Here is a 16,147-nt window from a genome sequence, read left to right on the forward strand (position 1 = left end):
AAACCCGCCAGAAAAGATGCGATAGATAACTGCAGCCCCCTAGGCAGAACGGGCTCAGGTATCCATCAGCGCATTACCGGGGAATGAATATGCACGAAAACACCGAAATCCGTCGAGAGGTAAAGAACATTTCTTACCGAACCTGCGTGTGCTACAGGCCACGCTTCGTCGTCATACCCGCAGGTATCGAGTTCTTTCACGTTACCGAAAGCGCCACAGGCCGCGTCAAAGGCTTCCGCCGTCTGCATCGCGATGCCTGCGCGCTGGCCCGCAGCCTCGAAGCCTGACAGCGCTCAGGCTGCATGCCCTCGTTGCAGAAGCTCAAGCCACGCAGCCTGACACTCCAGAGCCTCGCCACGGGTGGCGAACGCTGTACCACGGCGCTCGCCATTTACCAAAACGACCCAACACACCCGCTTGCCCTGGATCTGCATGCCCGTAGGCACACCTGAACCGATCATCACCGCAACATTGACTTGGCTGTTCATCACGCCCTCCGGCACTTAGATAGCACCCTAACAATCAGGTCATGATACGCCCTGGTCCGTTGACGAAACAGCGCATCCCGGTATAGCAGTGTTACGCCTGAGGCAATAAATCTTGCGAGGTTTGGCCCAGCACAAACGCAAAAAGCCCCAGGGATTTCTCCATGGGGCTTGGCACACTGTGCCGGATCAGACCTGACGCTGATGACGATCGAGCTGCTCGTGGCGCTCCTGGGCTTCGATGCAGTATTTGGTGGTCGGGCTGATCAGCAGACGCTTCAGGCCAATCGGCTCACCGCTGTCATCGCACCAGCCAAAGCTCTCGTCCGAGATACGGTCCAGGGCCATTTCAAGCTGCGGCAGCAAGCGCTGGTCGCGGTCGATGGCATTGACCAGCCAGCTACGCTCTTCCTCGACCGAAGCTACGTCAGCAGGATCCGAAGGGGTATCCAGGCCTTCGATGGTGGCACGGCTCAACTCGATGCGTTCATGGGTTTCGACTTTCATCGCCTGCAGCAGGCCAGCGAAGAAAGCCAGCTGGTCAGCGTTCATGTAGTCATCGGCCGACATGGCCAGCAACTGTTCCTTGGTCATCGATTTCTCTATGAAAAAATGTGCATTTGGGCGATTCAGGTGCCGCCGGTGCCTCGGCACCGGCAACGGAATTCTTCAAGCGCCAACTGGCACTCTTTTACAGGGGGCGGCAGTCTAAGGCGCCAAGCCGCCATGAGCAACAGCAAACACGGGGGAAATTGCCCGAAAAGTACTGGAATCCGCCAGCTGGCACTCGAAACGGTTACATAAAGCAACGCGCCACGCGTTCCCGAAGGATAACGTGGCGCTCAATACACAGGCATTGCTCTTCGATAGCGAGGTGTCGAGATCAGCGATCTTCGAACTGCGCCTCGCGTTTGGCGATGAAGGCCGCCATGCCTTCTTTCTGGTCAGCGGTGGCGAAGGCTGCATGGAACACACGTCGCTCGAAACGCACGCCCTCGCTGAGGGTGACCTCGAAGGCGCGGTTGACGCTTTCCTTGACCATCATGCTGATGGGGATCGACTTGCTGGCAATGGTCGCGGCCACTTTCAGCGCTTCTTCCAGCAACTCTGCCTGCGGCACGATGCGCGCTACCAGCCCAGCACGCTCGGCTTCCTCAGCCCCCATCAGGCGACCAGTCAAGCAAAGCTCCATGGCCTTGGCCTTGCCAACTGCCCGGGTCAAGCGCTGAGTGCCGCCCATGCCCGGCAACACACCCAGGTTGATTTCCGGTTGGCCGAACTTGGCATTGTCGGCAGCGATGATGAAGTCGCACATCATGGCCAGTTCGCAGCCACCGCCCAAGGCGAAGCCGGACACAGCGGCGATGATCGGTTTGCGCCGGCTGGCGATGCGATCGGCATCCGTGAACAGGTCGTCGACGTATATCTGCGGGTAGTGCAGTTCAGCCATCTCCTTGATGTCAGCACCGGCGGCAAAGGCCTTGGCAGAGCCGGTCAACACCACACAGCCAATGTTCGGATCCCGCTCCAGCTGGTCCAGCGCCTGGTTGATCTCGCCGACAATCTGCGCGTTCAGTGCGTTTAGCGCCTGCGGACGGTTGAGGGTAATCAGGCCGACCTTGCCGTGTATGTCCAACAGGATGGTTTCAAATGCCATGCAGTCTCTCCTTCACAGATTGCGCGCAATGACCATGCGCTGAATATCGCTGGTGCCTTCGTAGATCTGGCAGACCCGAACGTCGCGGTAGATCCGTTCCAGCGGAAAGTCACTCAGGTAGCCATATCCGCCAAGGGTCTGCAAGGCATCCGAACAGACCTTTTCGGCCATTTCAGAGGCAAAAAGCTTGGCCATTGAGGCTTGCACCAATGCTGGGTGCCCGGCATCTCGAAGCGCTGCGGCATGCAACACCATCTGCCGCGCCACGGCAACCTGGGTTGCCATGTCGGCCAGGCGGAAGGCCACTGCCTGATGATCGATCAACCGCTTGCCGAAGCTGTGCCGCTCATTGGCATAGTCGCGCGCGACTTCGAACGCCGCCCGGGCCATGCCCACTGCCTGCGAGGCGATACCGATACGCCCGCCTTCCAGATTTGCCAAAGCAATCTTGTAGCCCTCACCCTCCTCGCCCAGGCGGTTGGCCACCGGTATGCGAACATTGTCGAAGACGATCTGGCAGGTGTCGGAGGCATGCTGGCCGAGCTTGTCTTCGACACGCGCCACCTGGTAGCCCGGCGAATCGGTGGGCACGAGGAAGGCGCTGATGCCGCGCTTGCCAGCAGCGGGGTCGGTCACGGCGAACACGATCACCACACCTGCGTGCTGCCCCGAGGTGATGAATTGCTTGCTGCCACTGAGCACATAATGATCACCTTCAAGGCGTGCTCGGGTCTTAAGGCTACTGGCATCGGAACCCGCCTGCGGCTCTGTCAGGGCAAAGGCCCCAAGCATCGCGCCGCTGGCCAGCGGCGTGAGAAACTGTGCTTTCTGCTGCTCGCTGCCGAACCGCAGGATAGGCACGCAACCCACCGAGTTGTGTACGCTCATGATGGTAGAGCAGGCGCCGTCACCCGCAGCGATCTCCTCCAACGCCATGGCATAGGCTACATAACCGGTGTCGCTGCCGCCCCACTGCTCAGGCACCAGCATCCCGAACAAGCCCAGCTCGGCCATCTCTGCGACAGCCTCTTTCGGGAAGCGGTGCTCTTTGTCCCATTGCTCGGCAAATGGTTTCAAGCGTTCCTGGGCGAAAGCCCTTACCGCGTCGGCGATCTGTTGTTGCTCGTCAGTTACCAGCATGGCTCACCTCAGTACACGCATTCGACGGCCATGGCCGTGGCTTCGCCACCGCCGATGCATATGGCAGCCACACCGCGACGCAGATTGTTCTGGCGCAGGGCCGACAGCAGTGTCACCAGAATACGCGCGCCCGAAGCGCCGATTGGGTGACCCAGGGCGCAGGCGCCGCCGTGGATATTGACCTTGTCGTGAGGCAGGTCGAGCTGCTTCATGGCCGCCAGGGTGACCACCGCAAACGCTTCGTTGATTTCGAACAGGTCAACTTCAGTGAGATTCCAGCCTGTGCGCTTCATTAGGTTGTCGATGGCCTTGATCGGTGCTGTAGGGAACAACGCTGGGGTGTCAGCGAAGGCTGCATGACCGTGAATTACCGCAAGCGGTTTGATGCCTCGCTTGTCCGCTTCGGATCGACGCATCAACACCAATGCGGCGGCTCCGTCAGAGATCGAACTGGAATTGGCTGCGGTCACGCTGCCTCCATCGCGAAAGGCCGGCTTGAGCTGAGGAATCTTGTCCAGGCGCGCCTTGGGTGGTTGCTCGTCGTCCCTGATGACGCGTATCTGCTTGCCTTCGGTGACCTCCACCGGCACGATTTCGGCGGCAAAACGTCCGCTACTGATCGCCTCCTGAGCGCGGGTCAGCGAGGCGATGGCGAACTGGTCCTGGTCTTGGCGGCTAAATCCGTTGGCTTGGGCACAGTCTTCGGCAAAGGTCCCCATGAGGCGGCCTTTGTCGTAGGCGTCTTCCAGACCGTCCATGAACATGTGGTCGATGATTCTGCCGTGCCCCATACGGTAACCGCCACGCGCCTTGTCCAGCAGGTAAGGTGCATTGCTCATGCTCTCCATGCCGCCGGCCACCACCACATCGGCACTACCGGCCAGCAACAGGTCGTGGGCCATGATGGCCGCCTGCATACCCGAGCCACACATCTTGTTCAGGGTAGTGCAGGTAGTGTGCTTGCCCAGCCCGGCGCCCAGCGCCGCTTGGCGTGCCGGTGCCTGGCCCTGCCCGGCAGGCAGCACACAGCCAAACAGCACCTGTTCGACACTGGCAGCTTCGATGCCCGCGCGCGCTACTGCGCCGCGAATGGCTGCACTGCCCAACTGGGCAGCAGTCAGGCTCTTGAGATCGCCTTGCAAGCCGCCCATGGGCGTGCGCACGGCGCTGACGATTACGATTGGATCATGGGTGATGGACATGTTCGCTCTCCTTACCTGGCAGCCATGCGCAATGCGCCGTCGAGGCGGATGACCTCGCCGTTGAGCATGCTGTTCTCAATGATGTGGCGGGCCAGTGCCGCGTATTCCTGCGGGCGGCCAAGGCGCGGCGGGAACGGTACGCCAGCGGCCAGCGACGCACGCACCTCCTCGCTCATGCCCGCCATCATTGGCGTTTCGAAAATGCCCGGTGCGATAGTCATCACCCGGATGCCGAAGCGCGCAAGTTCGCGAGCAACTGGCAATGTCAGGCTGGCAATGGCCCCCTTGGAGGCTGCATAGGCGGCTTGGCCAATCTGGCCGTCATAGGCGGCAATAGAGGCGGTGTTGATGATCACGCCGCGCTCGCCCCCTTCATCTGCAGGCGCGTCGGCCATTGCCGCCGCAGCCAGGCGCAGCAGGTTGAAGCTGCCAACCACGTTGACATTGATGACGTTGACGAAGCTGGCAAGACCATGGGGCCCCTGCTTGCCCAGCACCTTTTCGGCGCCGACGATACCGGCGCAGTTGACCAGCCCATGCAAGGTGCCAAAGGCACCTAGCGCAGCGTCGATCGCTGCCTGGGCCGCGTGTTCATCACTGATGTCTGCAACAGCGAAGCGGGCATTGTCACCCAGCTCGCGCGCCTTGGCCTCGACAGCCTGGGCATTGAGATCGACCAGCATGACCTTGGCGCCTGCATCGATGAGCATCCGCGCAGTCGCAGCACCCAACCCGGAGGCCGCGCCGCTGACAATGAAGTGTTTATTGGCAATGTGCATGATAGGTTTCCTTTCAGGCGCTGGCAGGGGTGGCCTGTTGCGCAATGTTTTTGGCGACTTCCTGGTTACGCAGGATGAAGCGTTGCAGCTTGCCGCTCGGGGTTTTGGGCAGCTCACTGACGAATTCGATTTCTCGCGGGTACGCGTGGGCGTACAGGCGCTGGCGCACATGCTGGCGCAGGGTTTCCTCAAGCCCGAGGCTGGGCTCATAGCCGCTGGCCAATATCACGAAGGCCTTGATCAACTCGGTACGTTCCGGGTCGGGCTTGCCGATCACGGCCGCCTCGATCACCGCCGGGTGCTCGATCAACGCGCTTTCAACGTCGAATGGGCCAACCCGGTAACCGGAGGTGGTGATCACATCATCACTGCGGCCAACGAAGCTGATACTGCCGTCCGGGTTCAGCTCTACGGTGTCACCGCTCAGGTAGTACTTGCCTTTGAATGCCTTGGTCGGCAGGCCGTGATACCCGCCAAACCAGCACAGCGGTGACTGTTCGCGATCAACCGCCAGGATGCCGGGCTGACCGGCCGGTAGCTCGCAGCCCTGCTCGTCGAGTACCACAATGCGATGGCCAGGAATGGCGAAGCCGGCCGACCCCAAGTGCACCGGGTGCTGTAGGCCGTGATGATTACAAAGCACCATCCCCAGTTCGGTTTGGCCGTAATGGTCGTGAATGGTCACGCCCAGTTCGTCGCGGAACCAGCGGATGACTTCTGGATTGAGCGGCTCGCCAGCGCTGCTGACCACCCGCAAGCGGCCCTTGATAGGTGCCGAGAATGCACTGCCAGCGGCGATAAGCAGGCGGTACGCCGTGGGCGAGCCGGCCAGATTGGTGATGTTCAGTTTGTCGATGACGCGCGCACAGCTCTCGACGCTGAACGGGCCATCGTAGAAGGTAGTGGCGTGCCCCAGCGACAAGGGCCCGGTTACCGCGTAGTACAAGCCATAGGCCCAGCCCGGATCGGCCAGGTTCCAGAAATTGTCATCTGGCAACAGTTCAACCGCATCGCGCATGTAGCCCTGAAACGCGACGATCGCTCGTAGCGGCACCGCCAGAGGCTTGGCCGGCCCTGTGGTACCTGAGGTGAACATCAACAGGAAGGGGTCGTCGCCTGAACGCATTACTGGCTCGCACTGCTCAGATGCAGCCTCAAGGCACTGATGGAAGTCCAACTCGGCGCTACGGGCTTTGACGGTAATGATTGTCGGGCATTGGTCCACATCATCGAGCTTGGCACGGTTGGCCTGATCAGTGACCACGACCCGGGCGCCGGACTGCTGCAGGCGATGCTCGATGGCCTTAGGGCCGAATGCAGTGAACAAAGGCTGGTATACGGCGCCAAGGCGCCAGGTGGCGAGAATGGTGACCAGCAGCTCAGCAGTGCGTGGCATCAAGCCTGCTACCCGGTCACCTGGGCCTACCCCTTGGGCCTTGAGCACAGTGGCAAAACGGGCGGCCTGTGTTTTGAGCTGATCGAAAGTGTAGCGCGTGGTGTTGCCATCACGATCCTCGTGAATCAACGCCAGCGCGCCTTGGCCGGCATGGCGGTCGCAACACTCGACACAGGCATTGAGCGAATCGAAGTTGCCATGCAAGGCACTACTGGCTGACTGGCCAAGGTCGAACCCTCGAATGGCCTCAGCATAATCGCGCATCGTTGGACTCCTGGATTATTGTTGTTGGAGTGAAACCATCGGTCCAACGATGTTCGCGCCGCCCAATCGCCGCGGCAATGGTCAAACCTGTCAAAGTGGATGACCGGTTTGGCCGCATTCTGCTAGGCACTCTCACGCTCTGCCGCACGCAGATAAGACTGCGTCAAGCCGCTGAATAGGCGCTGCGTCTCGGCATCTTTGAGCAGTTGTAGGTTCTCGACCTGGTCATGACGAGCAGCCGCAGGCAAAGCTGGCTGTTGAATTTGCACCCTGAGGATACGCTGGGTGTAGTCCGCCTCGATGGCTTCAAACATCCGGGCGTGCCGTTGGCGCAGGTAATGACGCCAGAAATCACGACGGCTCAGGCTATCGGTCAGGGCTTCCAAGGTCTGCGCGCGATTCACTCGCTGCAATACGCCATCGATCTGGGCCTGTGTCAGCTGGGCTGAGTCGGGATAGCGCATAGCACGGGGTTGATCCGGCAAGTTCAAGCGCTCACGCAGCCCGACCCTGAGGGCCAAGTCGACTGCCAACTGATCGACGACTTGCCCTGCGGCCGACCGTTGCCGGGCCTCACGGTAGGCTGCCGATTGCAGCTGATCCAAGCGGAACAGTTGCCTGCCAAACTCCACCAGCTGCGCACTAGGGTGCCCATTTGCGGTTTGCGCCAGCGCTTGCCTGACCCATATCTGCAGCGCACTGAACTGGCTGGCGACCGCGTCCGAACACGACAGTGGCACATCGGCCTGGCTAAATACTTGGCGGCAAAGCACAGGATCGCCGTCCAGCGCCCCCAACAGCGTCCAAACACCCTCCATCAGTGCTTCACGCCCAGCACCGGCGTGTAGATAGTCAGCCGTGAACTGCAACCGCGCTAGCAGCCGGAACAATGCGTCGCTGCCGGGTTGTTCCTGCAAGCGTTGCCACAATGCCTCTCGTGTTGTTTGAATCTGCGCGGTCGGGTGCTCCGCCCACAGCGCTCTGGCGCTTGGCAGGTCCACGGCGGGAAACGATTCTGATGGGTGCCCATGTACCTCAATGACGTCCAACGCATACAGGTTTCGAAGCTGTGCGACAGGCAAAGGGTTGCGCTCGACCAACAACGCACGGCGAAACCCATAGGGCATCAGCTGGATCTCTTGCGGTACGTCGCGCAGCAGGTTGTCGCGCAAGTCCGCGCACTCAAGCATCCCACATAGCTCCAGGCGTTGCGGCCAGGCGCCCAATCGGCAATGGCGCAAGTTCAGGGTGGCGAGACGGGAAAGCTGGTTGAAGCGTAAGTTCAACGCTTCCAGAGGGTTGTAGCTCAGATCCAGATGAACAAGTTCGGGCAAGCTATGAAGCACCTCGACGGTAGCGGCATCCAGGCGAATTTGATTGTGCGCCAGGCGCAACACGCGAATGCTCGGCAGATAACCCACCCCCAGCGGCAGGCGCAGCAAACGGTTGCTGCTCAGGTTCAAGTCGGTCACAGCACTGAATGGTCGCAGGAAATCGACCGGGATCTCGTTAATCGGCGAGTCGCGCAGGCACAGTGCCGTGATGCGATGAAATTCAATTTGTGGTGGCAAAGCTGGCAACGTTCTCAGGTGCGCTCCAGCAAGAAGCAAACGCTGCCCTTGGTCAGAGGGGTTGGCTTCAGCCTGAAGCCGCCACGCCCGCAGGATGCTGTCCGCGGTCAACCTGCGCGCAGCTTGTTGGCTTTCCTGCAGTTCCGCGCCCACCCAACGGTTCAAGTGCTCAATCAACTGCTCGTGATCATCCTGCAATTGCACCAGCCGCTCGAACACAGGCTGCGGCCCTTGTGCCAGGCGCGCCTGCTCGTCGTCGAGCCCTTGCTCAGTCAAGCTTGGGTACAGAGCACGCAACTGATCTCGAACAGTCGCTTGCTGTCGAGTGCCCAGACCTCCAGGGCGGCCGCTCAGCGGGTAGCCAATGCGCCCATGCTCCAGGCGGCGCACTGGGTTCGCCCAGCTACCCTGCTCGGGCCACCCCAGCATACGCGTGATGCCCCAATGGGTAGCGGGCAGCCGAGCCAGCAGGCGCTCACGCAACTGGCTCGCCGAAGCGCTGCCTGCGATTTGCATTGCGCTTCGTTGCTCAGGCGTGAGTGCCGCAGCGACAGCCTCGAAAACGCAACCTGGGTCGCCAAGCGTGGCGCGCAGTGCCTCACCACGGCCGTCGTAGACCGTGAAGGTGCCCTCATGCCACACCAGCCTGCGTTCCTGCTCGGTTTGCCCACCACTGCCCAGGTGTTTGATCGAGCGCCCATCCAGTGCCCCCTCACGCAAATCGATGTCAAGCCCCTGAAGGTCAAAGCTATCGAGCAAGGTCAGCACCAGCTCACCTGTCACATCGCTGTAGGCGGTGCTCAAATACAGGCCGGTCAAGCCTCGGGTCAGACGGGCCAGGCGCAACAGTGCCCGCGCATTCTTTGCACACTGCAACGGCAATCGCCTTTCGACACGGGCCATTTCGCGTTCAAGATCACTTGCCTGGCTAACCACTTCGCTGACATAGGCTGAGGGCAAACCGGGAAAATCCCGGTGCACCAGTGCTGTCATCGGGTCTTCGGCGAACGGTTGCCCGGTAAGGTAGCTGAACAGTTGCGGGCGCAGCCAGGCCTCGTCGGCCAGCACGTGGTCCAACCCTCTGCCACCACGATTCTGGCCCTCGCACCATGTCAACAACTCAATGTCCGAAGCCGTCAGAGTCTGGGCGCGTACATGCTCGAAGAATGTGCCAACCCGCGCATGGGCCTGGAAGGCTCGCAGGGTCTGCCTCAGATGCACAGGCGTTGGCCGGTTCTCAACCAGAATACCGCGCAGTGCATCTTCGTCGACATCGGCAACCTGCATCACTTGCGTGGCCTGGCGCGCCTCGATGGGGGGATGCTGCGGCCATAACACATCGAGCATGCGCTCAGGCCCCTGCCATGTCAGCGGTTGATCACGCAGCAGCCGCCAACTGCGCTCGCCGTTGTGCAGCACCATCGGCCCGTAGCCACCGCTCGTGGAGGCATGGCGTAAGCGGTACGGCCCGTCAGGTTGTGGTCGATGCATCTCGTAGTAGCGCCCGTCCATGCGCATCCAGCGGCGCCCTCCATAGCCATAGCGTCCATCTTCGAGCAGATCGATGTTGCCTGGCACGCTTTGGTAATTGGCAGCGTCGAAGTGCCATAGGCGGCTGCGCCCGTGCGCTAGGCTCACAGGCTCCAACCCCGCGATGAATGCGCTGCGCAGGTAGCTGACGCCGGCCACGGTCACAGCGCCAGCCACCACAGTTTCGGCAACGCTCAGTAAGTGCTCCAGGGCTTCATGCTGGTGGCCCCTGGACCAATCACTTATCCCTTCGAAAACTTCCGAACAGGTTTGCACCACCAACTGTCCCAACAGCAATGCACCCACCACCGGGATGAAGAAGCCGGCCAGGTTGAGCAAGTCCAAACCGGCCGATTGCCAAGCTTCGTGCCTTGCACGTGAAGCGGCGGCCTGAGCATCGGCGCTGGGTACAAGCAGTAGGCGGGCATCATTTTTCACGTGCGCAACCTGCACGGTCGCCATCGCCGCGAACAATTCGCCCTGTGCAGCTAGCCCCTTGAGCTGCAAGTCCGGGTGGGCATCCTGCAGGCGCAAGCCAAGGGTCATGATGAAACCTGGCCGCTGGTCCACGCCGATCAGCTGGCTGAAATACTGCCTATAGGCCTGGCTGCCCAGCTGGGTCGCCATCGCCTTATTCAACGCATCCAGAGTATCGAAGCGCCGAAGCGCCTTGTCTGGGTCGCCAGGCAGGTACAGCACAACGCCCCTGACCAAGCCCGTTTGGTCGCGCAATACAATCAACAACCCCTCGGCGGTTGGCCGCCCAAGTACGTGCAGCATCCCAGGGTAAGCCCGCAAGCCGCCCTCGAACTTCTCGGCGTCGCTCTGGCCTATCTCGCTCAGTGCAAGTTCCTCGGCGCCGCTGATATCCCCCTTCAGAGCAGCCACTTTGCAAGCAAGCTTAAGGGCTGCTCGCTTGTCTTGAGCCAAGAGCTCGAGGGCCTCCTGTGTGAACACCGTATCAAGCTCCGCTTGGTACCTGGCACCTACGTCAAGCGCGCGGCACGCCCTGACCAGCTGGGCTGCGGAACCGCTCAGCACCAGGTCACTGCCGGGCGCAACTAGGCCGGTTCCGTCGTAAAAGCTAGCATTGGCCGGGAAGTTACTCATCAGCTGCAGCAAACCATTCCGTCTTACTTCGCCATACCCGTAGGTCGGCAATGCCAGATTGGCCCCCATATCGAAGCGTGGCGTCACCACACGCCACTCCAGATCCGCAAAGGTGACCCCGGCGGGCAAAGGCTTTTGCAGCACGCCGGCCAGATGCTGCTCGGCGAATGCCTGCAAAGGCAGCAGCTGCTCGGTACAGGCTTGCACACGTGCCTGGCTTGCCTTGTACTCGGTGAAGCGGCTACGCAGTGCGGCAATCTGGGACGCCGAAGCCCGAGCCAGCCAATCAGGCAGCCGAGCACTTATGAAAGCGTCTGTAGCAGTGCTAAGGGTCGATTCGGACGCGGGTATTAGGTGATCCGTCATGGGAGTGCCTGCTGGGTACTGGGAAGCGTTTATGGTCGGTTGCTGGCAGCACCACAGGCAGGGGGAACTGCGCCTGGTACCGCTATGGGCTGCCATTTGCTTAGGCCAATGGTGCAAGAGGCGGGTTAGCTGGCAGGGTCTGGCAGCTCGGCCAAAGCCTCTCGAGTCAGGCGCAGCGCCAGTTCCTTCACCGCAGCCTGCCGCTCGTCCGCCAGGCGGTTGGCGGCAAGCAGATAGTCGCCGCTGCTCGAAGGTGAATTGTCCAGGGCTTCGAGTTGCGACCAAAATGGTGCTTCGACCTCGCTGAACAGCTGGCCATGGCTGCTGCGCAAGCTGTCCAACCAGAAATCTCGCTGGCTGACGTACCGCGCCAAAGCGTCGGTGGTCTCGGCGTGCCGGACAGCCATTGCCGCGGTGTCCAAATGATGCTGATTAACCCCGGAAAGGGCTGGAAAATGCATGGTGCGCGGCTGGCCTGGCAAGTCCAGTACCCGCGCCAAACCGATGCGGTAGGCCAGGCTCATTTCAACTTCATCGACATCCTGGCCTTGAGTTCGGCGTACTTGCATGTCTTCGCGAGCCAGGGTTTCTACCTGATCAAGCCTGAACAAGCGTCTAGCCAGTTCCAAGCGAGCTAGCCGGCCGGCCTGTGGCGGGCTTTCGCGCAACGCCTGCGCCACATAGACCTGTACTTCGAGTCTGCTGAAGCACGACGCCACACTGTCCATGCAGGTACGCGGGTGTGCAGCCAGGCTGAACAGATCATCACGCAGGCTGGTGTCGCCGGCGGCTTGCTCTAGCACTACCCAGACCCTACGGCGCAGGTCTGCAGGCACTCGTTCAAAGTCTTGGGTTCCGGTCAACGCATCCAGCAGCTGGAAAAAATCCTGGCTGCCAGGCTCGACGTTCAGGGCGTCCCACAACGCTGATCTGGCCTGATACTGCTCATCCGAATCCTCCAACCACAGCCCCCGCGTGCTGGCAGTCGGCGGTGGCGTGCCCGCGCCCGCCTCGATTGCCCGCATCGGCGGGCCGACACGTTGACTGATAGCCTCTGGCAGTGGATTACCCTCCAGCAAAAGGGTACGGCGCCAACGTTCAGGCGCAGCAAGCACAGCGTCGGAGACGCCCGTGATGTGGTTGTCGCGCAGATCGGCAACGATCAGCTGGGCACACTGTTGAAGATCTTCGGGCAGCGCCAGCAACTGGGTGCCCCGCAGGTTCAACTCCTCCAGCCGCAGCATTGTCTGAAGTTGCACACTGGTGGCTCCCAAAGGGTTGTAGCTCAGGTCCAGGGTGCGCAACCGGGTGAGACTTGCCAGCGCTCTGGCTCCGGCAACGGTGACGCTGATCTGGTTGCCAGCCAAGCGCAGGTTGCGCAACTGGCCAAGGTGAGCGAGATCATTGGGGATACTGGTCAAAACATTGTTGCCAAGGTTCAGCCAGCGCAGTTGAGTGAAGCAACGCAGAAACCCATCAGGAAGTTCATCCAGGCTCAGGCCCATCAATGTCAGGTGCGCGACATGGCCGAAATCTGTGTTGGCCGGCAGATGCGGTAGGCTGCGCAAGGGGATGTCGTGCAGGCTCAGGGTAAGCCCTTGGGGCACATCCCATTGGTCGATGATACGCTCGCCTATCAACTGCCAACTGCGCTGAAGCTGCAGCGCGGCCTGCCGCCTCAGGGCACTGGCGGTATCACCGCGCGCGCGGCTCACCCATTGTGCAAGGGCCTGTTCCAACATGCGGTATTGGCGCTCTTGCAGCAGCAAGTTGCTATAGGCAGAGCCCGGACGCTCCAGCAGCAGTTCCAGGTAGATCTGCACTTCGGCCTCGTTGAAGCCGGGGTAAAGCGCACGTATGCGAGACTGCAGCAGGTTCTGGGCAGCACCACCCCCAGTCATCCGCCCGCTCAACAGGTAACCGACGCGACCATCGGGCAGGCGCCGGACTGGGTTGCTCGGTGCGCCCGCGTCAGGCATGCCCAGTAACCGCAGCATGTCCTCGCGTTGCCGTGGTAGCCAGCCCTGCAGTGCCTTGCGCAGTTTCGCCGCACCGTCGGCACCGGCCCAGCCGAGGCGCGCTTTGTCTGCACCGCTCAGGCAGCTCAGGAGCAGCTCCAGCAGCTCGCCTGGCTCACCGGTCGCGCCGTGCAATGGAGCCTGTGTCGGGCCAAAGAGGCGGAATTTGCCGGCGGCCCTGACCAGTATCGGGTAGGGTTTAGCCAACGCTGGCTGGTGCAGACTGGCGAGCAACCTGCCCGTGGCCGAACGTTCGTGTAAAGCCAAAGGCTGTGTTGCAGGCCACCGCCCGGCCTGGCTCAACAAGGCAAATACTAGCCTGACCTGATCCGCCCGATAGCTGCACCTAAGGTATAAGCCCTCGCGCATGCGGGTCAGTTGGGCCACTTGCAGCAACTGGCGTGCCTGCTTGGCTACTGCCAGCGGTATGCGCAAACCCGTGCGCATTGCCACACGCTGCTCGTTGCTCAGGTGCCTGAGCAGGCTCACGGCATAGGCATCGGGCAGGCCAGGAAAGTCTCGCTGCAGCAACGCGCGCTGTGGGTCATCAGCCCAATAAACGTTGGCGAAGTGCTCGAACAGGCGCTCGCGCAGTTCATCAGCCTGCTGCACGATGGTGTCGCTTTGCGCTCGCAGGTCAAGCGTCTGAATCCCCAGGTGGTCGACGCACCATTGCCACAGTTCGGCATCGGTATCGGCAGCGCCGCTGGCTACTGCGCCAAGGAAGTGCTCGACTCTGGCATCCACCGCGAAGCGTTCCAAGGTATCGCGCAAGGCTACCGGCAGTGGTCGATTTTCCACCAACAGGCCACGCAGCAAGGCTTCATCCACCCCTGCCACCGCCATCACCTGGGCAGCTCGCTCATCCGTAAAGGCTTGCGCTGGCGGCCATAGTCGCCCCAGCAACAAAGCCTGGCCCTGCCATTCCAGAGGCCGTTCGTAGGTCAGGCGCCAGGCTCGCTCTCCGTTGAATTCCAAGGCCGGGCCAAAGGCCTGTGGATCGCGTGCATCCAGTAAACGCCAAGGGCCTTGGTCACTGTTAGCCCGCACTCGGTAGTACACCCCCTGCTGGAGCCACCAGTGGTCAGTCCCGTCACTGAGCAAGCCATTGTCGAGCGTCGTCAGTGGCGAGGGCGGGTTGGGATCGACATACGGCGCCAGAGTATTGAACCAGAGCCGCTGCTCACCTTCGTCATTGATCACAGGCTCCAGCCCGTCGACCCAGGCACTGCGGGTGAAGGCTCCCGCTACAAGCCTGGCGCCCGCCGCTGTGGCTGCATTGACTGCAACTGACTCAGCCACTGCGAGCATATGCCCCAGCGCTTCGTGCTGGTGGCCTTGCGACCAATCGGCAACGCCTTCGCAAACTTCACGCAGGGTGCTAATGACCATATCTGCCAACAACAGCTGACCCACTCCCGGCACAAAGAGCCCCGCCAGGTTCACCAGAGCAAGCCCAACCGACTGCATGAGCGCGAGACGATCGCGGGACTGACGCGCATCGACATCGGCATTGGGCACTGCCAGAAACCTTGCATCCTCGCGTATACGCTCCAAATGTGCCGCCGCAAGGGTTTCGAACAACGCTCCGTCCACCCTTTGCAACGAAGGCGCAAGGTCTGGCTCATCATCGAGCAGACGCAAGTTCAGTGTGTGCATAAACGCCGCGCGATCCTGCAGCGCCACGCGCTGCAGGAGCTTGTGTCTTTTTACTGGCGACTCCATCCACACCAACAGCAGCGTGTTCACCGCCCCCCAGGTGGCGAAATGCCGAACCGGATTGTCCGGGTCGTCTGGCATAACCAGCAATATTCCGTTCACCGCCTTGACCTCGATCGGCACACTGACGCTGGGCAGCCAGCTGCCGCTGAGCTCCACTGCCAGCACACCATCGAGCACACTGTTAAGCATCTGCAGCGGGCCGCAACGTACGTCAGTGCTCACTGCATGACGGGGTGAGCGACCCTGTGCCAAGTCGCGCAATACCCTTAGCTCTTCAGACGGTATCAGCCTGCGGCTGGCGGCGATTTCGGTTCGCAAAGCCAGGGCCAGGCGTATATCGGTGGCCACTTCCCGCGCGAAGTTTTCAGTCAGCAGCTGCGCCAGATGCTGCTGATACTGGTGGCCCACATCCACAGAACGGCACAGCTCAACGACACCGTCGCTGTCTTTGCTCAAAACCTGCTCCGCAGCCCCGGCGGCCTGATCAGCCGGGTACACCAAGGCGGTCTCGCTGTAAAACGACTCGCCTGCCTGAAAGTTCTGCATCAGTTTTTGCAGGGCCGGCATGCGCACGAAGTAACTGTGGTCTACCGGCAATTGATCGGGTTTGAGGGTGAATTGACGACGCTCTTCCCGCCAGACCGCGCGCGCCAGGTCGATGTGCAACCCCATTGACCTGCCCAGTTGGGTCTCGAGCATGCGCTTTGCGAACGCGTCCAATGGCTGCAACCTTGCTAATACAGCGGCAATCTTTCGTTGGCTTGCCATGTGCAACTGGTAAGCCTGCCGTATATCGATGACTTGCTGTGCTGACAACGAACCAAGCCAGGCGCTCATGCGTTCAGCAAGAAACTGATCGGCCGCATGGGCCAGTTTCGCGGGGTGGGTGGCGATTGGCATGCAGGTA

General features: G+C 61.2%; 10 protein-coding genes. 1 reads left to right on the forward strand and 9 read right to left on the reverse strand.

Features of this window, described 5'->3' with window-relative positions; genetic code table 11:
- The first annotated feature begins 89 nt into the window (after positions 1-89).
- A complete protein-coding gene (locus HU725_RS14810; RefSeq protein ID WP_060479297.1) occupies positions 90-287 on the forward strand; it encodes a hypothetical protein in 198 nt (65 codons plus the stop codon).
- 6 nt (positions 288-293) lie between these two features.
- Here HU725_RS14810 and HU725_RS14815 read toward each other — a convergent pair whose 3' ends face one another.
- From HU725_RS14815 to HU725_RS14855, 9 genes are all read right to left on the reverse strand, one after another.
- On the reverse strand, positions 294-488 hold the full coding sequence (locus tag HU725_RS14815) for a hypothetical protein (protein ID WP_186478527.1): 195 nt from the start codon (positions 486-488) through the stop codon (positions 294-296).
- 186 nt (positions 489-674) lie between these two features.
- Positions 675-1,079 (reverse strand): TraR/DksA family transcriptional regulator, encoded by a 405-nt coding sequence (locus HU725_RS14820; protein WP_027919101.1) that lies wholly within the window; start codon positions 1,077-1,079, stop codon positions 675-677.
- 289 nt (positions 1,080-1,368) lie between these two features.
- Positions 1,369-2,142, reverse strand: a complete 774-nt coding sequence (locus tag HU725_RS14825; protein WP_060479299.1) for an enoyl-CoA hydratase — start codon at positions 2,140-2,142, stop codon at positions 1,369-1,371.
- A gap of 12 nt (positions 2,143-2,154) precedes the next feature.
- The gene (locus tag HU725_RS14830) at positions 2,155-3,282 is read right to left on the reverse strand and encodes an acyl-CoA dehydrogenase (RefSeq protein ID WP_186478528.1); all 1,128 of its coding nucleotides are present in this window, start codon (positions 3,280-3,282) and stop codon (positions 2,155-2,157) included.
- 8 nt (positions 3,283-3,290) lie between these two features.
- Complete coding sequence (locus HU725_RS14835; protein ID WP_186478529.1) at positions 3,291-4,484, reverse strand: acetyl-CoA C-acyltransferase; 1,194 nt, start codon at positions 4,482-4,484, stop codon at positions 3,291-3,293.
- A gap of 11 nt (positions 4,485-4,495) precedes the next feature.
- Entirely contained in the window at positions 4,496-5,263 is a 768-nt protein-coding gene (locus tag HU725_RS14840) for an SDR family NAD(P)-dependent oxidoreductase (RefSeq protein WP_186478530.1), read from the reverse strand.
- 13 nt (positions 5,264-5,276) lie between these two features.
- Complete coding sequence (locus HU725_RS14845; RefSeq protein WP_186478531.1) at positions 5,277-6,923, reverse strand: acyl-CoA synthetase; 1,647 nt, start codon at positions 6,921-6,923, stop codon at positions 5,277-5,279.
- A 122-nt stretch (positions 6,924-7,045) separates the two neighbouring features.
- Positions 7,046-11,500, reverse strand: a complete 4,455-nt coding sequence (locus HU725_RS14850) for an NEL-type E3 ubiquitin ligase domain-containing protein (RefSeq protein ID WP_186478532.1) — start codon at positions 11,498-11,500, stop codon at positions 7,046-7,048.
- Positions 11,501-11,625: 125 nt separating this feature from the next.
- The gene (locus tag HU725_RS14855; protein WP_186478533.1) at positions 11,626-16,140 is read right to left on the reverse strand and encodes an NEL-type E3 ubiquitin ligase domain-containing protein; all 4,515 of its coding nucleotides are present in this window, start codon (positions 16,138-16,140) and stop codon (positions 11,626-11,628) included.
- Positions 16,141-16,147: the final 7 nt, after the last annotated feature.

This window comes from Pseudomonas promysalinigenes, from assembly GCF_014269025.2.
GTDB classification, from domain to species: domain Bacteria; phylum Pseudomonadota; class Gammaproteobacteria; order Pseudomonadales; family Pseudomonadaceae; genus Aquipseudomonas; species Aquipseudomonas promysalinigenes.